Here is a 21,495-nt window from a genome sequence, read left to right on the forward strand (position 1 = left end):
ACCGCCAGCGCGAGCAACGCCGCGCCGACCACACTCCCTGCCACGATCAGGCTCGCGCCGCCGCGACGCCGCCAGGCGATGCTCAGCACCAGCGTCGCCCCGATCGCGAGCAGGCCGAGCAGGAATGTCATCGAGGGCGCGAGCCGGGCGGTCCCGTCGCTCCAGCCCGCCGCGAAGCAATAGCCCGGCACCGGCGCGCCGCCGACGCGGGCCCATGGCACCGCCAGCAGGGCAAGGCCGGCCGCGAGGGCCAGTTGGGCGAGGACATAGGGGGTGGTGGCGCGGCCGCGCGCCGCGATGGGGGCTTGTTCGTTGGGCATGGAAGGCGGAAACTAGCCGAAAATTCGGGAGAGGATAGCCATGAACGCACCGACGCAAGGCCAGCGCGCGCTCGCGACGATGCTGGCGCGGGGCAGCGACGCGGGCACGGGCCCGATCACCCATGTCGATGCGAGCGTCTATACCAGCCCGGAGCGTTTCTCCGCCGAGCGCGAGCGCATCTTCCATCGCGCACCGCTGGTGCTCGCGCCTTCCGCCTTGCTGCCCGAACCCGGCATGGCGATCCCGCATGACGGCTTCGGCAAGCCGCTGCTGATCACGCGCGACAAGCAGGGCGAGGCGCATGTCTTCCTCAACGTCTGCCGGCATCGCGGCACGCGGCTGGTGGAGGGGTGCGACGCCGTGACCGCCCCGCGCCTCGTCTGCCCCTATCATGCCTGGAGCTACACGCTCGACGGCAGGCTGGCGGGGATCCCGCGCGCCGAGGCGTTCCCCGGCCTCGACAAGGCCGCCTTCGCGCTGCGCCGTATGCCCACGCACGAAGCCGGCGGGCTGATCTGGTTCGCCTTCGATGACGCCGCGGACTTCGGCCATGCCGACACGCTCGCGCAGGATTTCGCCGCCTTCGACCTTGCCGGCCAGCATTGTTTCCGCAGGCGTACCCACCGGGTACCGGCCAACTGGAAGCTGGTGATGGACGCCTTTCTGGAGAGCTATCACATCCAGCGGCTCCACGCGGAGAGCATTGCGCCCTTCTTCCAGGACGGCATCTCCGCCGCCGACCGGATCGGTCCGCACCAGCGCTCCGCGGTCGGCCGCGCCGCCAGCATCGCCGAGCTCGAGTCGGACGACTGGCCCACTCTGCGCGGGGCGATCACCTATACCTATCAGATGTTCCCCGGCGCGGTGCTCGCGGTCAGCCCCGATTACATCAACCTGATGGTGCTGATGCCGCGGGCGGTGGACGAGGTCTGGGTCGAGGATTTCATGCTGATCCCCGAGGCGCCCGCGACCGAAAAGGCGCTGGCCCATTGGGAACGCAGCTGGCAGCTGCTCGACGAAGGGGTGTTCGCGGCGGAGGATTTCCGCGCCTGCGCGCTGGCGCAGCAGGGGCTGGCAGCGGGCGCGATCGAGCAGGTAACGCTCGGCACGCTCGAACAGGGGGTCCGCGTTTTCCACGATGCGGTCGATGCGTGGGTTTCGTGCGACGATGCGCCTGCAACCGGTGCGACTCGGCCCGCTGGGCAGGCTTCTGTTCAGGAAGGGGTGGTATAACACCGGCGTCGTACAAAGGAGTTCACCATGTCCAGCACCCGCACACGCGCCGCCCCAGCCCCCAAGCAGGCCTCGCCGTCGGAAACGGTCGCGCATCTGGCGGTCTTGGCCTCGGTGTTCGCCTGGGCGGGTGTGGTCGTCTCGCTGTTCGTGCGCTAAGCGGCGTCAGCCGCCCAGGAACAGGTTGAAGCTGCCCGGCAGGCGGCGCGGCACCTTGCCGCCTTCCAGCACCGCCTCGATGGCATCGATCGCCAGCAGCAGATCGCGCTGGGCATAGGGTTTGGAGAGGCACCCTGCCGCCAGCGCGCGTGCGTCCGCCGGGCACGCGCCCGTCACGAACAGCACCGGCACCCCGCGCGCGAAAGCGGTCCGCGCCACTTCCACCCCGCTGCCGTCGGCGAGGTTGATATCCGCCAAGACCAGGTCAAGCGGTTCCTCGGTGTCCACGATCCGGGTCGCATCCGCGACCGAATCGACCGTCGCCACGATGGTGAAACCCGACTCGCGAAGGAAATGCTCGGTGTCGAACGCCACCAGCGGCTCATCCTCCACCACGAGAAGATGTTCGATTCGCCGCTTCTTCCTTCCGAACAACATGCCCTTTGTGCCCCGAATCAACCGCCTGGCGAAGTCCGTAACGCGCCAGTCACGAACTGGCACCGCATAAATTTTTGCCAGCCCCGCTGAAATCGCTATAGCGCTGCGGTGTCTGACTCCAAGCCTATGAAAACCACCGGTACGCCGCAGCGTATCGCCAAGCTCCTCGCCCGTGCCGGCATCGCCTCGCGGCGCGAGATCGAGCGGATGATTGCCGAGGGCCGCATCGCCCTCAACGGCGCCACGCTCGATACCCCCGCGACCATCCTCACCTCGCTGCACGGCGTCACCGTCGACGGCAAGCCCGTGGCGGCGGCAGCGCCCGCGCGGCTGTTCCGCTACCACAAGGCCGCCGGCCTGCTCACCGCCGAGCGCGATTTCACCGGTCGGCCGACCATCTATGACCGCATGCCGGAAGGGCTGCCCCGGGTGATGCCGGTCGGACGACTCGATCTCAACACCGAGGGGCTGCTGCTGCTCACCACCGATGGCGAGCTCAAGCGCGAGATGGAGCTGCCGGCGAGCGGCGTCGAGCGCACCTACCGCGCCCGCGCCTATGGCCAGGTGAGCCAGGAGCAGCTCGAGGACCTGATGCTCGGCATCGAGATCGAGGGCGTCCGCTACGGCCCGATCAACGCCAATATCGAGCGGCGGACCGGCGCCAATCTCTGGATCGAGATGACGCTGACCGAAGGCAAGAACCGCGAAGTCCGCAACGTCCTCGAGTTCCTCGGGCTTCAGGTGAGCCGCCTGATCCGCACCCGCTACGGCCCCTTCTACCTGTACGACCTGCCCGCCGGCGACGTCGACGAGATCCGCCAGGCCGATCTGATCACCTTCCGCACCGTGCTGGGCAAGGCCGGCGGCGGCAAGGCGGCGTCCAACCTCCAGTTCGCCACCCGCCAGCGTGCGATCGAACCGGTCGAGAAACCGGCCAAGGTCGAGCCCGAGGGGCGTCGCCGGATCGCCAAGCCCGCACCGGTGGCCAAGGGCCCGGTGTTCACCGCGCGCGCCACCCCCAAGGCCAAGCCCAAGGACGGCGAGGACCGGCCGCGAACCGGCGGCCGGCTCGGCGTGCGCGAGGGCAGCGAGGGCGCTGTCGGCAAGCCTGCCCGCGCCGCCCGTGCAAAGTCCTTCCGCGACACCCGCGAGCCGCGCGCCGGCGATCTGGTCGATCGCCCGCGTGGCCGCCGCGATGCGCGCGGCGATCAGGGTGCCGAGCGCCCGCGCACCCCGCGCGGCGGCGAGAGCGGCCGTCCCGCCGGCCCGTCGCGCTTCGGCGGTGCCGACGGGGATCGCCCGCGCGGACCGCGAACGGCGCGGGCAAGCGGAGACTCGGCTGAGCGCAACAGCGGACCACGGCCCTCTCGCTTCGGCGGTCAGGATGGCGAACGTCCGCGCGGGCCACGCAGCACGGAGCAGCGCGGCGACGGCGCCGAGCGCAATCGCACGCCGCGCCCGTCGCGGTTCGGCGGCGACGAGGGCGAACGTCCGCGCGGTCCCCGCACGCAGCGTCTCGGCGGTACCACCACGTCCGAACGTCCGCGCACGCCCCGGCCCGGTGGCAGCGGCGGCGGCAATCGTCCGCAGCGGCCCGGCGGCCCCGGCCGTCCGCCGCGGGAGCGCGGCTGATGCGGATCATCGCCGGAGACTGGCGCGGCCGACCGCTCGCCGCCCCCAAGGGCGACACTACCCGTCCCACCGCCGATCGCACCCGCGAGGCGCTGTTCTCGATGCTTGCCTCCAGGCTCGGCAGTTTCGAGGGCCTCGCCGTCGGTGACTTTTTCGCGGGTTCGGGCGCGCTCGGGCTGGAAGCCCTGTCGCGCGGCGCCGCCTCGTGCCTGTTCGTCGAGCAGGACCGGGCGGCGCTGGACGCGCTCAAGGCCAATATCGCCAAGCTCGGCGCCAAGGGCACCGATGTCCGCCCAGGATCGGTGATGGCGCTGGGCCCAGCCCGCGCGCCGCTCGACCTGATCCTGATGGACCCGCCCTATGGCACCGGCGCCGGCGTCGTCGCGCTCGACAAGCTGGCCCGGCTCGGCTGGACCGGCCCCGGCAGCTGGATCAGCATCGAGACCGGCAAGACCGAGGATGTCGAACTTGCCGGCTTCGTGATCGATGCAGACCGGGTGTACGGCAAGGCGAAGCTGACGCTGCTCCGCCCCGCCTGAAGGATCAGCGCCGCCGGGTGAGCAGCAGGCCGATCAGGCTGAGCCCGGCGGCCCCCGCCAGATACCAACCGACCATGCCGATCCCGCCGCGCTCGACCAGCGTCTGCGCGATCAGCGGGGTGAGCCCGCCGCCGAGGATGCCGCCGAGGTTGAAGGTCACCGAAACGCCGGTGTAGCGGACCTGCGCCGGAAACAGGCTCGGCAGCCAGCCGCCGAGCGGCCCATAGACGAAGCCCATCACGAACAGTCCGGCGGCAAGCCAGACGAACACCGCGAGCAGCGACCCCGGCACCAGCAGCACGGGCATCGCCAGCCCCAGCGGCACCATCGCGATGCAGCCGAGCGCGAGCACCAGGGTCGCGCCGCGCTTGTCGGCCAGCCAGCCGGCGACGCCGATGCCCAGCGCCATGAACAGGATCGCGGCCAGCTCGGCACCGAGAAAGGCTTCGCGCGGATAGCCGAGCGTCTTGGTGCCGAAGCCGATCGCGAACAGCGTGGCGACGTAGAACAGCGCGAAACAGGCGACGGTGCCCAACGTCCCCGCCAGCGTCGCGCCGAGATGCTCGCGCAGCAGCACGCCCAGCGGCACCTGCGGCGGCGGGGCATGTTCGGCCGCCTCGACAAAGGCCGGAGTCTCGGCAATGCGCAGGCGCACCCACAGGCCGAGCCCTACCAGCGCCGCGCTCGCCAGGAACGGCAGGCGCCAGCCCCAGTCGCGAAAGGCCTCGTCGGTGAGGAACGCGCCGAGCAGCAGGAAAAGCCCGTTGGCCGCGATGAACCCTACCGGCGCGCCGAGCGGCGGGAAGCTGCCATAGCGGTATGCCCAGCCCTTGGGCGCATATTCCACCGCGAGCAGGCTCGCCCCGCCCCATTCGCCGCCCAGCCCCAGCCCCTGGCCGAAGCGGAGCAGGCAGAGCAGCAAGGGCGCCACCCAGCCGATCATCGCGTGCCCGGGCAGGCAGCCGATCAGCACGGTGGAGGCGCCCATCAGCATCAGCGAGGCGACCAGCGTCGACTTGCGCCCGAGCCGGTCGCCGAAATGGCCGAACACCAGCCCGCCCAGCGGCCGCGCGAAAAAGGCGACGCTGAAGCTGGCATAGGCCGCGACCTGCTGCAGCCACGGCTCCTGCGCGGGGAAGAACAGCGGGCCGAACACCAGCGCCGTCGCGGTTGCGTAGATGTAGAAATCGTAGAACTCGACCGACGTCCCCACCAGGCTCGCGAACAGGATGCGGCGGTGGGAGACGGGCGTGGCGGCATGGGCCATGTGCGATCCTCCGGCCGCCTCCCTCGGACCAGTCGTCGCGCGGGTCAAGCCGCGTTCAGCGGAGCGACAGTTTCGGCACGGTATCGACGGTCGCACTCGCTGCACCGGAATTAGGGAGTCGGGATATGCGCGAATCGCCGATCAAGCGGATGGTCTATGCGGCCTTTTTCAGCCTGCTGGCGGGCGGGCTGGTCGCAGCCTACAACCCCGTGGAGCATGTGAAGGCAGACCTTCGCGCCGACACCAGCGGCGTGCGGGCGGGCTTGCATCTCGCCGTTCACGACCTGCTGCACGGCTGACACGAAAAGGGCGGGACCCGCGTCCCGCCCTCCAAACGCCCGGTGGTGCCGGCCCTTACAGGCCGAAGATCCGCACCGCGTTCAGCATCAGCCAGTAGAGGCCGCCCGACAGCAGCATCGCGGCGGGCAGCGTCATCAGCCAGGCAAGCGCCATGTTGCGGATGGTCCGGAACTGCAGCCCGGCACCGCTGCCGACCGAGGCGCCGGCTACGCCCGAGGACAGGATGTGCGTGGTTGAGACCGGTACGCCGAGATGGTCGGCGCCCATGATCGTCGCGGCAGCGACGATCTCGGCTGCGGCGCCCATTCCATAGGTCATGTGCTGCTTGCCGATCTTTTCGCCCACCGTCACCACGATGCGCTTCCACCCGATCATCGTGCCCAGGCCCAGCGCGATCGCGACGACGATCTTGACCCAGAGCGGGATGAAGCGCGTGCCGCCTTCGAGATCCTTCTGATAGGCCTTCAGCGTCTCCCGCTCGGCCGGGTTGAAGCCATCTGGCTTCTTCGTGGCCAGCCGGGTGGTGTCGAGCACCAGATACATGTCGTTGCGAACGTTCGAACTCGCCCGCGCCGGCACCTTGCTGAGCGAGCCGTAGCTCGAAACCTGTTCGGTCAGGCTGGCGGACAGTGAATCCAGCGCGGCATAGACCTTGGGGCCTTCCGCCTTGCGGTGCTGAAGTGCCTCGGTCAGCGTCGCCCGCGCGTCGACCGGGGTCAGCGCCACGCCGCCGCTGCGCGCACGGAAAACCGCATTGGCGGCATAGGAGGTCTGGACGAACGCCGCCGTCGCGCTCGCAGGCAGCGTGCGGTTCAACGCATAGGCGGTGGGCGCGCAGCCGATCAGGATCAGCATGATCAGGCCCATGCCCTTCTGGCCGTCGTTCGATCCGTGGAAGAACGAGACCGCGGTGCAGGTGCCGATCAGCAGCGCGCGGATGCCCCGCGGCGGCGGCGTATTGCCAGACGGCGCCTGGAACAGCTGCGGGCTCTTCATGAAGACCACCCGCATCGCCAGCAGCAACAGCAGCGCGCCGGCAAAGCCCAACAACGGGCTCCACAACAGGGCCGAGAATACCTTGCCCGCCTGGCTCCAGTCGACACCCGCCGTGCCCCCGCGCGAACCGCCGAGAATCAGCTGGTTGGCGAAGCCGACGCCCAGCACCGATCCGATCAGCGCATGGCTGGAGGAGTTGGGCAGGCCGACATACCAGGTGGCCAGGTTCCAGAGCACCGCGGCGAACAGCAGCGCGAAGATCATCGAGAAGCCGGCCGCCGAGCCGACGTTGAGGATCAGGTCTACCGGCAGCAGGGTGATGATCGCATAGGCAACTGCGCCGCTCGACAGCATCACGCCCAGGAAGTTGAAGAAGCCGGACCACACCACCGCCAGCTGCGCCGGCATCGAATTGGTGTAGATCACCGTCGCGACGGCGTTGGCCGTGTCGTGAAACCCGTTCACGAACTCGAAGGCAAGTGCGATGATCAGCGCGAGCCCGAGAAACGCGAAGACGCCGAGCGCCATCTGTTCACCGGCCGCACGGGTATCCAGCAGGATGCTCCAGCCGGCAAAGCCAAGGCCGCCGATCAGCACGACGGCGAACAGCAGCTTCGCTACAGGATGGGTTTTTTCGTTAAATCGAGGACTTCGCGGCAAGTCTGCCGTCGCGGCCTGTTCCATTGCGAGCGTCGCCATGATGTTAGCGCCTTTGGGTTTGGCTTATGACAGGATAATGACAAGTGGTCGGGAACATGCGTTCAACGCAGGCATTCAGTATGCGTGATCCGCACGAGCTTGCCGCCAGCATCGCGTTCCTCGTGTCGCCCCGCCGTACATGCGGTCTCGGACAACGGCGCCGAACGCCACGCGACAACGGCCGCGATGATCGCGAGCGTCAGCACGACTGCAAGGCGCACCTTCAGTCGGCGGGAGGCGTTGGGACTTGTCACGGGTTGATCTCGCGGCACCCCATAGTCGTCCGAGGGATGGGAGGCAATGCGAACATCCCCGGTTTTGCGGTAATATGCTCTTGATGCGTTCGAAACCTGTCGGTGCCGGGCCCGGGCGGCGTTGCGTAAAGCTTGCGGGCCGCGGCCACGTTCCCTAGTTGTTCACGCATGTCGCTTGCCCCCTCTTCCCAGGACGCCCCCTATCTTCAGGGTCTGAACGATCCTCAGCGCCAGGCCGTGCTCACCACCGAGGGGCCGGTGCTGGTCCTCGCCGGGGCCGGGACGGGGAAAACCGCGGCGCTCACCGCGCGACTGGCGCATCTGCTGTGGACTCGGCGGGCCTATCCGTCCGAAATCCTGTCCGTCACCTTCACCAACAAGGCCGCGCGCGAAATGAAGGAGCGCGTCGGCCGGCTGGTCGGCGACGCGGTGGAGGGCATGCCGTGGCTCGGCACCTTCCACGCGATCGGCGCCAAGATGCTCCGCCGCCATGCCGAACTGGTCGGGCTGGAGAGCAACTTCACCATCCTCGATACCGACGACCAGCTGCGCCTGCTCAAGCAGCTGATCCTCGCCAACGACCTCGACGAGAAGCGCTGGCCCGCGCGTCAGCTCGCCGGGCTGATTGACGGCTGGAAGAACCGCGGCATGATCCCCGCCGACCTCGACGCTGGCGAATCGGAGAGCTATGCCAATGGCCGCGGCCAGTCGCTCTACGCCCAGTATCAGGAGCGGCTGCGGCTGCTGAACGCCTGCGATTTCGGCGACCTTCTGCTCCACATGCTCACGATTCTTAAGACCAATCGTGAGGTGCTGGAGCAATATCAGAAGCGCTTCCGCTACATCATGGTGGACGAGTATCAGGACACGAACTCGGTCCAGTATCTCTGGCTGCGGCTGCTCGCGCAGGAGCGCAAGAACATCTGCTGCGTCGGCGACGACGACCAGTCGATCTACAGCTGGCGCGGTGCGCAGGTGGAGAATATCCTGAAGTTCGAGAAGGACTTCCCCGGCGCCGTCGTGATCAAGCTGGAGCAGAATTACCGCTCCACCCCCCACATCCTCGGCGCCGCCTCGGGCGTGATCGCCAACAATGGCGGGCGGCTCGGCAAGACGCTGTGGACGGAGATGGACGTCGGCGAGAAGGTGAAGGTGCTCGGCGTGTGGGACGGGCCCGAGGAGGCGCGCCGCGTCGGCGAGGAGATCGAGGGGCTGCAGCGCGGCGGGCTCAGCCTCGACGCGACCGCGATCCTGGTCCGTGCGCAGCACCAGACCCGCGAGTTCGAAGACCGGTTCATCGCGATCGGCCTGCCCTATCGAATCATCGGCGGCTTCCGCTTTTACGAGCGCCAGGAAATCCGCGACGCGCTCGCCTATCTGCGCATCGTCGCCCAGCCGGCCGACGACCTCGCCTTCGAGCGCATCGTCAACGTCCCCAAGCGCGGGCTGGGCGACAAGGCGCTGGCCAAGGTGCACCAGTTCGCCCGCGCGCAGGGGCTGCCGCTCGCCACCGCCGCGGCGCGCATCCTCGATACCGACGAGCTGACCCCGCAGGCACGGCGATCGCTCGGCAACCTGATCGGCGACATGGCGCGCTGGCGGAGCATGGGGGACGACCTCCAGCACCCCGACCTTGCCCGCATCATCCTCGACGAGAGCGGCTATACCGCGATGTGGCAGGCCGATCGCACCGCCGAGGCGGCCGGACGACTCGAAAATCTGAACGAACTCGTCCGCGCGATGGAGGAATATGAGAGCCTCTCGGCCTTTCTCGAGCATGTCAGCCTGGTGATGGACAACGAGGCCTCGGCCGAGGAGCCCAAGGTCACCATCATGACCATCCACGCCGCCAAGGGGCTGGAGTTCGACACCGTGTTCCTCGCCGGCTGGGAGGAAGGCATCTTCCCCTCGCAGCGCGCGCTCGACGAGGGCGGGCTCGCCAGCCTGGAGGAGGAGCGCCGGCTCGCCTATGTCGCGATCACCCGGGCGCGGCGGCGCGCGATCATCCTCCATGCCGCCAATCGGCGAATCTATGGCCAATGGACGTCAAGCCTGCCGAGCCGCTTCGTCGGCGAACTGCCCCCCGAGCATGTCGAATCCGAAAGCTCGATGACCGGCGGCGAGAGCCTGTGGCGGGCGAACTGGAGCGAGCGGAGCGACCCCTTTGCCGATGTGGCGCGCGGCGCAGGTCGCGGTCCTGGCTGGCAGCGTGCGGCGGGGGTCGATCCGACCAACCCCGGCGGCGGCTTCACCCAGCGCACCTTCACCCGCGACCAGCCGCGCGTGCTGGAGAGCCGTGCCTCGGCCGTCAGCTTCGGCGCCAAGCCGCGCGGCGACCTTTCGCTAGGCATGCGCGTGTTCCATCAGAAGTTCGGCTATGGGCTGATCGCCGAGATCGAAGGCAACAAGCTCGAGATCGATTTCGAACAGGCCGGCCGCAAGCGGGTGATGGACAGCTTCGTCAGCGTGCCTGACTGAACCGCCGGGTCAGGCCGCCGGCTCGACCTGCATCAGCGTCACGCCGGCATATTTTTCGAGCTCGGGATCGAACAGATCGCTGATCTCGAACGCGCGGTCCAGCACCGCCACTTCCCGAAGGCCGTCGACCTTGAAGGTCGCCATTTTCGGCTCGCGCGGCAGCATGCCCTCGCGCGACACGATGAACGCGTCGGTATAGAGCGACTCGTTGCGCGTATAGAGGATGTGCGGCGCCACGATCATCCGCGTGCGATTATAGGTTACCTGCAGGCAGCGCAGGCGCACGATGCCCTCAAGGACGAACGGAGTGTTGTTGACGGGAGCTTCGGTCACGGCTGCGCTAACGTTCATGGGACAAATATGATACCAATGCTGCAGAGCAGCAAGAGCAAAGCGCATAGACCATGGAACAGCCCTCTCCCAGCCCTGTTTTGTCCCAGCTTCGTTCAGCCGCGCTTCACGCGCAAGACCGGATGACAGCGGCGTTCCCGGCGGCTGCGCCGGCGTGTTGATGAAGGAGACTCGCATGAAGCATGTTCTGGCCCTGGTCGCGCTGACGGCCGCTGGCCTTTCGGTCGCCGCGCCGGCGTCGGCCCAGCAATATGCCTCGCCCGATCAGGAGCGCGCCCGCTTCGAAGCAGCGCGGGACCGGTTTGATCGTGAGTACCGGCTGTTCCAGCAGGCATCGGAGCGCTACGCCAACTACAGCGACTGGCTGGCGCATGCACCGCCGCCGCCGCGCCTCGACATCCGCGACGAAGGCGATTACGAGCCCTCGCGCTATTATCGTCCGGGCGGCAGCGAACGGGTGCTCAGTGCAAACGACCGCGTCTACCGCGGCGATGACGGTCGTTATTATTGCAAGCGTCCCGATGGCACGACCGGCCTGATCGTCGGTGCGGCGGCGGGCGGCCTGTTCGGCAACGTGATCTCCGGCCGCCGCTCCAGCACGGTCGGGACGCTGCTTGGTGCGATCGCCGGCGGCGCGATCGGTAACTCGGTCGATCGCAACAACCAGATGAACAACCAGGACGTGCGCTGCCGCTGAGGCTTGCGGGGGCTTCGCACGGTTCGTCGCGAAGCCCCTTGCGCGCAACGATGACGTGCCTATGTTGATCGGGCGGGACCGGGCCCCTCTGGCGGCGGCTTCACCTGAAGCCCCGTGATGTCGGACCGCATCGAGCGTGCTCGGTGCAGGATCGACGGTGTTTCCACTTCCTCGCACCCCTGTTTCATCGGGCCGCTCGATCGATGCACTTCCATCGATGTGGAGCCATGACGATGACCATTGTAGAACGCCTGATCGCCACGCACCGGATGCTCGAGCGCGAGATCGGCCGCGAGCTTCGCCGCCGCATGCCGGATGCATTTCGGGTGGCACAGCTAAAGAAACACAAGCTTGCCGTGAAGGATCGGCTGCACCTGCATCTGCCCGCCCCGGCGGCACGGCTGGCGCTGGTCGCCCGTCGGCACTGATCCGACGGCAGTGGGGCCGCCGCGATCGCCGCGGCCCCGCCATCCTCAGTGCCAGAAGATCAGCAGGAGGATGATGATGGGAAGAGGAATTCCCAGCAACCACAACAAGATGCCCTTACCCATTTCGATCTCCTGACAGCGTCGTTTCGGTTGTTCACTAAACCCGGCGGCGGTCCTGGAGTTCCGGGCTGGGAACTGCGGGCGGCCTGGTGCACTAAGCCCGCGATGCAGACCGACGGCCTCCCCATGCCGCGCCGCCTTACCGCCATCGCCGCCGTTTCGTTCGGTACGGCGCTGGTGGTGATCGACGGCGCCATCGCCACCGTGGCGCTCCCCACCATCGCGCGCGATCTGCGCGTCGATTCTTCCGCCGCGGTTGCGGTGGTGACCGTCTACCAGCTGGTGCTGGTGATGCTTCTCCTGCCCTTTTCGGGGCTGGGCAATCGGATCGGGCTCAAGCGACTGTACCAATGGGGGCAGATCGTGTTCACCGTCGCCACGATCCTGTGCTTCTTCGCCAAGAGCCTGCCCTTCCTGCTGATCGTGCGCGCCGCGCAGGCCACGGGTGCGGCGGCGGCGCTCAGCGTCTCCTCGGCACTGGTACGGCAGATCTACCCGACAAAGCAGCTCGGGCGCGGGCTGGGCGTCAATTCGGTGGTGGTGTCGGTTTCCGCCGCGATCGCGCCGACGCTGGGCGGCCTGGTCCTGGCGGTGGGGCCGTGGCCCTGGGTGTTCGCCTCCGCCGTCCCGTTCGCGATCGCCAGCTTGCTGCTCGGCCGTTCGCTCCCCGACGTCGCCCGCTCCGAGGCTCCGTTCGACGTGCTCGGCGCGGTGCTGTGCGCGGCGATGTTCGGGCTGGTGATTGGCGGCGCCGAAAGCGGCGTGCATGGCGACAGCCCGGTGGTGTCCGCCGCCATCGTGTTCGCCGGCGTCGCGATCGGCGTGATCTTCGTGCGCCGTGAACGGGCCGAAGCCGAGCCGATCCTGCCGGTGGACCTGCTCGCGCGGCCCGTGCTGGCGCTTTCCACGATCGGCGCCTTCACGGCTTTCATCGCCACCATGACCCTGTTGCTCTCGCTGCCCTTCCGCCTCCAGCACGGCTATGGCTTCGCGCCCTCCGAAGTCGGCGCGGCGATCGCGCCCTGGCCGCTGACGACGATGTTCGTGGCCCCGCTCGCCGGCAGCCTGTCCGATCGCTATCCCGCCGGAGCGCTGGGCGGCATCGGCATGGCGATCGCCATTTCGGGGCTGCTCGCGCTTGCCTTCCTGCCGCACGATCCGAGCTATTTCGACATCGCCTGGCGGATGTCGCTGACCGGCGCGGGATTCGGCATGTTCCTGTCGCCCAATGCGCGGCTGATCATCGGCTCGGCGCCGGTGGAGCGCGCGGCGGCGGCGGGCGGGCTGATCTCGACGACCCGCATGGTCGGCCAGACGACGGGCGCGACGCTGGTCGCCGCGCTGCTGGCGGCGGGCGTGGGCGCCGGCATGACCCCCGCGCTGGTCGCCGCCGGTCTGGCGCTGGTCGCCGGCCTCTGCAGCCTCGCCCGCCTGCGGCCGTCGCTCCGCAATCCGGGCAAGGTGGAAGCGGACCAGGCCCAGCCGGCGCAGATGGGGTAAAGCTTTATCATCTGAAACCATCGAAGCATTGCGTGGCGCCCGGCCGCGCGCCAAGAGCGGCACCATGTCTCCCCATCCCTTCGCCATCGGCAATTTCCGCGCCTATTTCGTCGCTCGCCTTGCCGCCACTTTGGGGCAGATGGCGATGGTGATCGTGATCGGCTGGCAGGTCTATGACATCGCCCGCCGGACGATGAGCATCAAGGAAGCGGCCTTTCAGCTCGGCATGATCGGGGTCGCGCAGTTCCTGCCGCTCCTGTGCCTGTCGCTGTTCGCCGGCTGGGTGGCGGACCGGATCGACCGGCGCTGGATCGCGCGTGCCGCGGTGGCGCTGGAGGCGTTCTGCGCGCTGAGCCTCGCCTGGCTGACCTGGCAGCACACCATCACCCTCCCCGCCCTGTTCGGCATCGCAGCCCTGCTCGGCGTCGCGCGTGCCTTTGCCAGCCCGGCGCTGGGTGCGCTGGCGCCCAACCTCGTGCCCAAGGCGGTCCTGCCGACCGCGATCGCGCTGAGCTCGCTCGCGTGGCAGAGCGGCACCGTGATCGGCCCGGCGATGGGCGGCTATCTCTATGCCGCGGCCTCGTGGCTCGCCTATGCCGTGTCGGGCGGGCTGTTCCTGGTCTCGCTGCTGATGCTGTTCCTGATCGGCCCGGTGCCGGTCGCCAATCGCAAGTTCACCGGCAGCCCGTTGTCGCAGATGGTCGACGGCCTCCACTATGTCCGCCGCAACCGGCTGGTCCTCGGCGCGATCTCGCTCGACCTGTTCGCGGTGCTGCTCGGCGGCGCGACGGCGATGCTGCCGGTCTATGCCCGCGACATCCTCCAGGTCGGGTCCGAGGGCCTGGGGCACCTTCGCGCCGCGCCTGCGTTGGGTGCGGTGGTGACGGCCCTGTTCTTCTCGTGGCGCCCGCTCAAGACCAATGTGGGCGTGAAGATGCTGGTCGCGGTCGCCTTGTTCGGCCTGGCGACGGTGGTGTTCGGCGCGGCCGCGCCGCTGCTGGTGCCGGTGCTCGGCCCCAAGGCGGTCGGCACCGACCTGTCGCCCGCCGTGCTGATCTCGCTGGCGGCGCTGTTCGTGCTGGGCGCGGCCGATATGGTGTCCGTGTACGTCCGCCAGTCGCTAATCCAGCTCTACACGCCGGACGAGATGCGCGGCCGGGTCGGCGCGGTGTCCACTTTGTTCATTTCCGGCTCCAACGAGCTGGGCGAAGCCGAAAGCGGCTTCCTCGCCGCGCTGATCGGGCCGGTCGCCGCGGTGATCGGCGGCGGCATCGGCGCGATCCTTGTCACGCTGCTGTGGTCGAAGCTATTTCCTGAGCTCAAGCGGGCTCGAACCTTCGATCCTCCGGCCACCCTCGAAGTGCCTCCCAAGGAGATGACGACATGAAGGCCAACACGATCCTCGAGACGATCGGCAACACGCCGCACGTCCGCATCAACAACCTGTTCCCCGGCGCCGAGGTGTGGATCAAGTCCGAGCGGTCGAACCCGGGCGGCTCGATCAAGGACCGCATCGCGCTGGCGATGGTCGAGGCGGCCGAGAAGGACGGCAGCCTCCAGCCCGGCGGCACGATCGTCGAGCCGACCAGCGGCAATACCGGTGTCGGCCTGGCGATGGTCGCGGCGGTGAAGGGCTACAAGCTGATCCTGGTGATGCCGGAGAGCATGTCGCTCGAGCGCCGACGGCTGATGCTGGCCTATGGTGCGAGCTTCGATCTCACCCCGCGCGAAAAGGGCATGAAGGGCGCGATCGAGCGCGCGCTCGAAATCGTCGAGAGCACGCCGGGCGCCTGGATGCCGCAGCAGTTCGAAAACGCTGCGAACATCGACGTGCATGTGCGTACCACCGCGCAGGAAATCCTCAACGATTTCCGCGACACGCCGATCGACGTGATCATCACCGGCGTCGGTACCGGCGGCCATATCACCGGCGTCGCCGAGGCGCTCAAGAAAGAGTGGCCGAACCTCAAGGTGTTCGCGGTCGAGCCGGAACTGTCGCCGGTGATCTCGGGTGGCCAGCCGGGTCCGCACCCGATCCAGGGCATCGGCGCGGGCTTCGTGCCCAAGAACCTCCATACCGATGCGATCGACGGCGTGATCAAGGTCGATGCCGCCGTCGCCAAGGACATGGCGCGCCGCTCCGCCGCCGAAGAGGGCATGCTGGTCGGCATCTCCTCGGGGGGCACGCTGGCGGCGATCCTGCAGAAGCTGCCCGACCTGCCCGACGGCGTGCGCGTGCTCGGCTTCAACTACGACACCGGCGAGCGTTACCTGAGCGTGCCGGACTTCCTGCCCGAGAGCTGAGAAGCTTCCGGCGTTTCGGCCGTCCCGTTCTGCGGGGCGGCCGGGGCCGTCTCCGCCGGCACGGTCTGCGGCAGCGCGACCTGGACTTCGACCCGGCGGTTCTTCGCTCGCCCCTCCGGATCGTCGCTGCCGTCCGCCTTGGCATTCGGCACCAGCGCGCGGGTCTCGCCAAGCGCGACCACCGTCATCCGATCCGCCGCGACGCCCTTCGACAGCAGATAGTCGCGCACCGCCTCGGCCCGCTTGCGCGAGGCGATGAGATTGTCGCGGTCATTGCCGCGCGTATCGGTATGGCCGCTGATCGTGATCGTGCCGCCTGCGGCGGTCGTCGGGTTCGCCAGCACTTCGTCGAGCAGCGCGCGGCCGGCATCGTCGAGCTTGAGCCCCGACGTGCCGAAGGGCACGACAAGATCCACGGGCTTCAGCTCGGGCTTCTCCGGTTCGTCGGGCACCACTTCGGGGCGGAGGATCGACTTGGGTGCCTCGGCCGCGCTGTTGTTCGCGAGGCCGTCTTCCTCGGCGAGGATGCTCCGGTTCGCCGTCGCCGCATTGTCGCGCGCGGGCGCGCGGGCCTCGCACCCCGCCAGCAACCCCATGAGCGCCAGCATCGCCCATCTGCTCATGCAACCTCCTCCTCGAGCCGCCGCGCCGCCGCCACGGGCGGCACATAGGAAATGATCGTGTCGCCCGGCTGCGGCGTCGGCCGGCTGGCGTGCGAGAAGAAGCGGAGCATCCCGTTCTTGCGGACCAGCAGCAGCATGTCGGCGGCGTCGGGCAGGTCGGCTTTGGCGGCGTCGAAGTCGAACTGCTCGGTCAGCCGCGTCTTGCGGAAGCTCCAGCCGTCGCGCTCGCGCTCCACGATTTCGTCGACGCCGTGGCCACTGGTGAACAATGCGCGCCCCCGAAGGGCTTCGGGCAGCGCCCGCGCGTCTTCGTCATGCCCGCCGCTGCCGAGCTGGTAGACATTGTCCCGCCCCATTTCATGGGCGAATTCGTTGCAGACGAGCGCGTTATACGCCTCGTTGTCGCTCGTCGCGGCGAGCACCTGGAATTGCGACATGTCGAGCCGGTCCTCGGTCGCCTCGGCGAGGATCTCGCCATGATAGGTCGCGATGCCCGCCTGCCGCGCCGCGCGCAGCCGCTGCCAGCTGGTGTCGCAGATCGTCACCGGCACCTCTAGCTGGCGCAGCTGCTCGGCCAGCGCCTGGCTCCACGGCGTGCCGCCGACGATCAGCAGCCCGCGCTCGGTGGCGCCGGTCACCTTGAGCAGCTTGGCCACCGGCCCGATCGAGAAGCCGTGCGCGACGATCGTCGCCACCACCACCGCGAAGGACAGGGTCACCAGGATCGAGCCGTCGCTATAGCCCAGCTTGTCGAGCCGCAGCGCGAACAGCCCCGAAATCGCCACCGCGACGATGCCGCGCGGCGCGATCCAGGCGAGCAGCAGTCGCTCGTTCCACGGCACCTTGGTGAAGGCGAGGCTGAGCAGCACGGTCGCCGGCCGCACCAGGAACAGCAGCGCGGCGAGGAAGGCGAGGAAGCGCCACTCGAAGTGCCGCAGCACCTCGAAATCGAGCGAGGCGGAGAGCAGCACGAACACGCCCGAGATCAGCAGGACGGTGACATTCTCCTTGAACGGATGAATGTCACGCAGCGAGTCGAGTCGCATATTGGCGAGCGCCACGCCCATCACCGTCACGGTGATCAGTCCGGTCTCCTGCTGGATCAAGTTCGAGCCGACGAACACGCCGATCACCGCCACGAGCAGCACCGGCGCCTTCAGATATTCGGGCACATGGCCGCGCGGAAAGGCCCATCCGATCGCCTTGGCGGCGCCCCAGCCGATCAGCCCGGCGACGACGCTGGCGGCGAGCAGCGAGCCGAGCACGCTGACCAGCGTGCCGCCGTCGCCGACGCGGCGGAGATATTCATAGGTGACGAGGCCGCACAGCGCGCCGATCGGATCGTTGACGATCGCTTCCCATTTGAGGATCGCCCGCGGCCGCTGCGCGACGTTGCTCTGGCGGAGCAGCGGCAGCACGACGGTGGGGCCGGTGACGACCAGGATGCCGGCGAACAGCGTCGCCACCGGCCATACCAGCCCGGCGGCATAATAGAGCGCCAGCGTCCCCAATCCCCAGCCGATCGGCACGCCGAGCAGGACTAGGCGCGTCACCGCGCCGCCGGTGCGGCGCAGCTCGCGGAAATTGAGGCTCAGCCCGCCCTCGAACAGGATCAGCGCGACGGCGATCGAGACGATTGGCTCCAGCAGTTCGCCGAACACCGCATGCGGTTCGATCACCCCCGCCACCGGCCCGGCGAGCACGCCGGCCACCAGCATCAGCGCAATGGCGGGCCAGCCGGTCCGCCACGCGATCCATTGCGCCCCGATGCCGAGCGCCCCGATCAGCGCGATGACGAGCGCGGGTTGATGCATGCGGAGAAAACCACCTTCAATCGTTCGCTGAGTAAAATCTGGCTGCGACAATACGGTCGCGGCACCGTATCGGTTCCGTTTCAACTGCCGGCCGCGCGCCTGTTTCCTTGCGCGATGCTTTGAGATAAGGGCGACCACCCTCGATCGAGAACGCCACAACCGCCTGTGACGCCCAGCATTTCCAACCTCTCCGCCCCCACGCCCGCCTGGCTCCGCCTGGTCACCGGCACCGTCGCGCTCGCCGCGCTGGGGATTCCCACCCTGCTGGTGGTGAACGCGCCCAGCACGCCGCACCGAGCCCACCGGGTGCCGCCGGTGGTGCTGCCGAACCGCGTTGTTCCTAAGGAGGAACTGCCGCCGGTCGAGCCGATCGCCATCGCCGATCTCTCGCCGGACGACGCCCGCGCGTTCAACGAGTCTATCCCGTTTTCCAGCGACCCCAATCCGACGGCGCGGCCTTTCCACCTCATCGGCGCGGCGGACAGCCAGGAGCGCGCGGTGGACTGCCTAGCCGCCGCCGAGGTGTACGAGGCCGGCGACGACGCCCTGGGCGAGCGCGCGGTGGCGCAGGTGGTGCTCAACCGCGTCCGCCACCCCGCCTTCCCCAAGACGGTGTGCGGGGTGGTGTTCCAGGGATCGGAGCGCAGCACCGGCTGCCAGTTCACCTTCAGCTGCGACGGCGCGCTCGCCCGCTGGTCCCCCACGCCCGCCGCCTGGACACGCGCCCGCGAGATCGCGAAGATGGCGCTGCACGGCACGGTGTTCCGCCCGGTCGGTCATGCGACGCACTATCACACCGACTGGGTGGTGCCCTATTGGAGCGCGAGCCTCGACAAGATCGTCGCGCTCCATACCCATTTGTTCTTCCGCTGGGCAGGCTGGTGGGGGACGCCCCCCGCCTTCAACCGCGGTTATGTCGCCGACGAACCGAACATCCCGCAGCTCGCAAGGCTTTCGCCCGCACATATGGGCGGGGCAAGCGAGGCGCCGGGACCGGCCGGCGATCCCGGCGCTACCGGGCTGCTCTTCGACGTCAACAAGGCGGCTGGCGCAATCCCGGCGAGCGCGGTGCCGGCCGCCGTGGCCGGCGACCAGAACGTGTTCCTGGTGACGCTGCCCGACGACATGGTGCCGGATCTCTATCCCGCACTGGCGCTGCGCACTTGCGGCGATCGGCCCTATTGCAAGTTCATGGCGTGGCTCGATTCGTCGAAGAAGCCCGCCCGCCTGCCGCCGACCGGCGATCAGGCCGCCGCGATGTCGTTCAGCTATTTGCGCGACGAGAAGGTGCAATATGTGAAGGCACTGTGGAATTGCGAACAGTTCCGCCGCCCGAGCCTTGCCCAGTGCATGCGTCGTCAGCTGCCGCCCGCCCCGGCCGCCACGCCGACGCCGGCAGCAACGGCCGAGCCCGCCCCGCTGGACGGTGTTCGCCGTAAGCAGCCCGCGCAGAACAAGGCCGGCGCTGCGGCTCCCGCATCGCCGGCCTCGTCCGTGCCCAGCAGCGATTAGGCTGCCTTGAACATCTCCGGGTCGAGCGCCATCACCGCCTCGCTGCCCGCCTCGATCTTGCGGCGCAGGCCGCTGGCATCGGGGAGGAACCGCTCGGCATAGAAGCGCGCGGTGACCAGCTTGGCCTCGAGGAAGGCGACGTCCTCGGCGCCCTGCGCCAGCGCCTCGCTCGCCGCCTTGGCCATGCGCAGCCACATCAGGCCGAGCGCGACCAGCCCGGTCAGCTGCATGTAAGGATAGGCACCTGCGCCGACCTCGTTCGGGTTCTTGAACCCGTTCTGCGCCAGCCACATGGTCGCGCCCTGAAGATGGCCCAGCGCCTTTTCCAGCGCCTCGGCAAAGCCCGCGAGCTTCGCATCGCCCTTCGCCGCCGCGACTTCTTCGCTCACGACGCGGAAAAACGCCTGCACCGCGCGGCCGCCGTTCAGCGCCAGCTTGCGGCCGACCAGGTCCATCGCCTGCACGCCGTTGGTGCCTTCGTAGATCATCGCGATGCGGGCATCGCGGACATACTGCTCCATGCCCCATTCGGCGATATAGCCATGGCCGCCATAGACCTGCTGGCAATCGGTCGCGACCTTGTAGCCGATATCGGTGCCGACGCCCTTAATCACCGGGGTCAGCAGCCCGATCAGGTCGCCGGCAAGCTGGCGCTCTTCCTCGGTTGCGGCGGCATGCTCCATGTCGACCTGGAGCGCGCCCCACAGGCACAGCGCGCGCAGGGCCTCGATCTGCGCCTTGGCCTCCATCAGCATGCGGCGGACGTCGGGGTGGACGAACAGCGTGTCCGCCTTCTCCGCCGGCTCGGCCGGACCGGTCAACGCGCGCCCCTGGCGGCGGTCACCCGCGTACTGGACGGCGTTCTGCATCGCGACTTCGGCAATGCCGAGGCCCTGCAGGCCGACGCCGAGGCGCGCCGCGTTCATCATGATGAACATCGCGGCGAGGCCCTTCATCTCGTCGCCGACCAGCCAACCCTTGGCGCCGTCATAGTTCATCACGCAGGTCGAGTTGGCATGGATGCCCATCTTGTGCTCGATCGAGCCGCAGGTCACCGGGTTGCGGTCACCCAGCGACCCGTCGTCGTTGACCAGGAACTTGGGCACCACGAACAGCGAGATGCCCTTGGTGCTGTCCGGCGCGCCCGGCGTCTTGGCCAGCACCAGATGGATGATGTTGCTGGTCAGGTCATGCTCGCCCGACGAGATGAAGATCTTGGTGCCGGTGATGCTGTAGGAGCCGTCGGCATTGGGCTCGGCCTTGGTCTTGATGAGGCCGAGGTCGGTGCCGCACTGCGGCTCGGTCAGGTTCATCGTGCCGCCCCATTCGCCCGAGACCATCTTGGGGACATATTTGGCCTTCTGCTCGTCCGACCCCTTGACCAGCAGGGCCGCGATCGCGCCGTGGGTGAGGCCGGGATACATGGCGAAGGCCATGTTCGAGGCGATCATATATTCCTCGAATGCGGTCGCGACGACGTGCGGCATCGCCTGGCCACCGAACTCGGCCGGCGCGCTGAGCGTGCCCCAGCCGCTCTCGACGAACTGCTTGTACGCTTCCTTGAATCCCTCGGGCGTCGTCACGCTGCCGTCGGAGTGGCGGGTGCAGCCCTGCTGGTCGCCGCTATGGTTGATCGGGAACAGGACTTCGGCGACGAACTTGCCGCCTTCCTCCAGCACCGCGTCGACCACGTCCGGGGTCGCCGCCTGGAAGTGCGGCAGGTTGGTGTAGCGATCGAGCCCGATGACCCGATCCAGAATGAAGCGCGTATCGCGCACGGGGGGCGTAAACTGCGGCATTTCAGGTTCCTCAGTGCTCGTTGTCTTTTGG

General features: G+C 68.4%; 20 protein-coding genes. 12 read left to right on the forward strand and 8 right to left on the reverse strand.

Annotated features, from left to right (window positions below; genetic code table 11):
* Positions 1 to 360: 360 nt before the first annotated feature.
* Positions 361 to 1,554 (forward strand): aromatic ring-hydroxylating dioxygenase subunit alpha, encoded by a 1,194-nt coding sequence (locus S2M10_RS07800; RefSeq protein ID WP_168845628.1) that lies wholly within the window; start codon positions 361 to 363, stop codon positions 1,552 to 1,554.
* Positions 1,555 to 1,581: 27 nt separating this feature from the next.
* A complete protein-coding gene (locus S2M10_RS22930) occupies positions 1,582 to 1,713 on the forward strand; it encodes a hypothetical protein (protein WP_282098033.1) in 132 nt (43 codons plus the stop codon).
* A 6-nt stretch (positions 1,714 to 1,719) separates the two neighbouring features.
* Here S2M10_RS22930 and S2M10_RS07805 read toward each other — a convergent pair whose 3' ends face one another.
* Complete coding sequence (locus tag S2M10_RS07805) at positions 1,720 to 2,151, reverse strand: response regulator (protein ID WP_168845629.1); 432 nt, start codon at positions 2,149 to 2,151, stop codon at positions 1,720 to 1,722.
* Positions 2,152 to 2,277: 126 nt separating this feature from the next.
* Between S2M10_RS07805 and S2M10_RS07810 the strand changes: the two genes are divergently transcribed.
* Together S2M10_RS07810 and rsmD are read left to right on the forward strand one after the other, a co-directional pair.
* Positions 2,278 to 3,783: a pseudouridine synthase gene (locus tag S2M10_RS07810; protein ID WP_168845630.1), complete on the forward strand. Its 1,506-nt coding sequence runs from the start codon at positions 2,278 to 2,280 to the stop codon at positions 3,781 to 3,783.
* Positions 3,783 to 4,322 (forward strand): 16S rRNA (guanine(966)-N(2))-methyltransferase RsmD, encoded by a 540-nt coding sequence (gene rsmD, locus S2M10_RS07815; RefSeq protein WP_168845631.1) that lies wholly within the window; start codon positions 3,783 to 3,785, stop codon positions 4,320 to 4,322. Before S2M10_RS07810 ends, rsmD begins: the two co-directional genes overlap by 1 nt.
* A gap of 4 nt (positions 4,323 to 4,326) precedes the next feature.
* On the opposite strand, the gene S2M10_RS07820 is transcribed toward rsmD, so the two are convergent.
* A complete protein-coding gene (locus S2M10_RS07820; RefSeq protein WP_168845632.1) occupies positions 4,327 to 5,589 on the reverse strand; it encodes an MFS transporter in 1,263 nt (420 codons plus the stop codon).
* Positions 5,590 to 5,714: 125 nt separating this feature from the next.
* Between S2M10_RS07820 and S2M10_RS07825 the strand changes: the two genes are divergently transcribed.
* On the forward strand, positions 5,715 to 5,888 hold the full coding sequence (locus S2M10_RS07825) for a hypothetical protein (RefSeq protein ID WP_168845633.1): 174 nt from the start codon (positions 5,715 to 5,717) through the stop codon (positions 5,886 to 5,888).
* Positions 5,889 to 5,943: 55 nt separating this feature from the next.
* Here the strand turns inward: S2M10_RS07825 and S2M10_RS07830 are convergent, their stop codons facing one another.
* Both S2M10_RS07830 and S2M10_RS07835 read right to left on the reverse strand, forming a co-directional pair.
* Complete coding sequence (locus S2M10_RS07830) at positions 5,944 to 7,584, reverse strand: inorganic phosphate transporter (RefSeq protein WP_211090925.1); 1,641 nt, start codon at positions 7,582 to 7,584, stop codon at positions 5,944 to 5,946.
* Positions 7,585 to 7,646: 62 nt separating this feature from the next.
* On the reverse strand, positions 7,647 to 7,790 hold the full coding sequence (locus S2M10_RS07835) for a hypothetical protein (RefSeq protein ID WP_168845634.1): 144 nt from the start codon (positions 7,788 to 7,790) through the stop codon (positions 7,647 to 7,649).
* Positions 7,791 to 8,006: 216 nt separating this feature from the next.
* On the opposite strand from S2M10_RS07835, the gene S2M10_RS07840 reads away from it, so the two are divergent.
* Positions 8,007 to 10,316 carry a UvrD-helicase domain-containing protein gene (locus S2M10_RS07840; RefSeq protein ID WP_168845635.1) on the forward strand — a complete coding sequence of 770 codons (2,310 nt, stop codon included), beginning with the start codon at positions 8,007 to 8,009 and terminating at the stop codon, positions 10,314 to 10,316.
* A 9-nt stretch (positions 10,317 to 10,325) separates the two neighbouring features.
* Here S2M10_RS07840 and S2M10_RS07845 read toward each other — a convergent pair whose 3' ends face one another.
* Positions 10,326 to 10,667 carry a WYL domain-containing protein gene (locus tag S2M10_RS07845; RefSeq protein WP_168845636.1) on the reverse strand — a complete coding sequence of 114 codons (342 nt, stop codon included), beginning with the start codon at positions 10,665 to 10,667 and terminating at the stop codon, positions 10,326 to 10,328.
* Between the two features lie 175 nt (positions 10,668 to 10,842).
* Between S2M10_RS07845 and S2M10_RS07850 the strand changes: the two genes are divergently transcribed.
* The 5 genes from S2M10_RS07850 to cysK all read left to right on the forward strand — a co-directional run bounded on the left by S2M10_RS07850 (position 10,843) and on the right by cysK (position 15,716).
* On the forward strand, positions 10,843 to 11,364 hold the full coding sequence (locus S2M10_RS07850; RefSeq protein ID WP_168845637.1) for a glycine zipper 2TM domain-containing protein: 522 nt from the start codon (positions 10,843 to 10,845) through the stop codon (positions 11,362 to 11,364).
* A gap of 233 nt (positions 11,365 to 11,597) precedes the next feature.
* Complete coding sequence (locus tag S2M10_RS07855) at positions 11,598 to 11,792, forward strand: YdcH family protein (protein ID WP_247650693.1); 195 nt, start codon at positions 11,598 to 11,600, stop codon at positions 11,790 to 11,792.
* Between the two features lie 225 nt (positions 11,793 to 12,017).
* Complete coding sequence (locus S2M10_RS07860; protein WP_168845639.1) at positions 12,018 to 13,412, forward strand: MFS transporter; 1,395 nt, start codon at positions 12,018 to 12,020, stop codon at positions 13,410 to 13,412.
* A gap of 64 nt (positions 13,413 to 13,476) precedes the next feature.
* On the forward strand, positions 13,477 to 14,799 hold the full coding sequence (locus S2M10_RS07865; RefSeq protein WP_168845640.1) for an MFS transporter: 1,323 nt from the start codon (positions 13,477 to 13,479) through the stop codon (positions 14,797 to 14,799).
* Positions 14,796 to 15,716, forward strand: coding sequence for a cysteine synthase A (cysK, locus tag S2M10_RS07870; protein ID WP_168845641.1), 921 nt, complete (start codon positions 14,796 to 14,798; stop codon positions 15,714 to 15,716). The genes S2M10_RS07865 and cysK overlap by 4 nt, the downstream gene beginning before the upstream one ends.
* Here the strand turns inward: cysK and S2M10_RS07875 are convergent.
* Both S2M10_RS07875 and S2M10_RS07880 read right to left on the reverse strand, forming a co-directional pair.
* Positions 15,680 to 16,339, reverse strand: a complete 660-nt coding sequence (locus tag S2M10_RS07875) for an OmpA family protein (RefSeq protein WP_168845642.1) — start codon at positions 16,337 to 16,339, stop codon at positions 15,680 to 15,682. The two genes, cysK and S2M10_RS07875, sit on opposite strands and share 37 nt — an antisense overlap.
* The gene (locus tag S2M10_RS07880) at positions 16,336 to 18,153 is read right to left on the reverse strand and encodes a sodium:proton antiporter (protein ID WP_168845643.1); all 1,818 of its coding nucleotides are present in this window, start codon (positions 18,151 to 18,153) and stop codon (positions 16,336 to 16,338) included. The genes S2M10_RS07875 and S2M10_RS07880 overlap by 4 nt, the downstream gene beginning before the upstream one ends.
* A gap of 165 nt (positions 18,154 to 18,318) precedes the next feature.
* On the opposite strand from S2M10_RS07880, the gene S2M10_RS07885 reads away from it, so the two are divergent.
* Complete coding sequence (locus S2M10_RS07885; RefSeq protein ID WP_168845644.1) at positions 18,319 to 19,665, forward strand: cell wall hydrolase; 1,347 nt, start codon at positions 18,319 to 18,321, stop codon at positions 19,663 to 19,665.
* Here the strand turns inward: S2M10_RS07885 and S2M10_RS07890 are convergent.
* Positions 19,662 to 21,464: an acyl-CoA dehydrogenase C-terminal domain-containing protein gene (locus S2M10_RS07890; RefSeq protein WP_168845645.1), complete on the reverse strand. Its 1,803-nt coding sequence runs from the start codon at positions 21,462 to 21,464 to the stop codon at positions 19,662 to 19,664. The two genes, S2M10_RS07885 and S2M10_RS07890, sit on opposite strands and share 4 nt — an antisense overlap.
* Between the last annotated feature and the right edge of the window lie 31 nt (positions 21,465 to 21,495).

It is taken from the genome of Sphingomonas sp. S2M10 (assembly GCF_012650175.1).
GTDB lineage: Bacteria > Pseudomonadota > Alphaproteobacteria > Sphingomonadales > Sphingomonadaceae > Sphingomonas.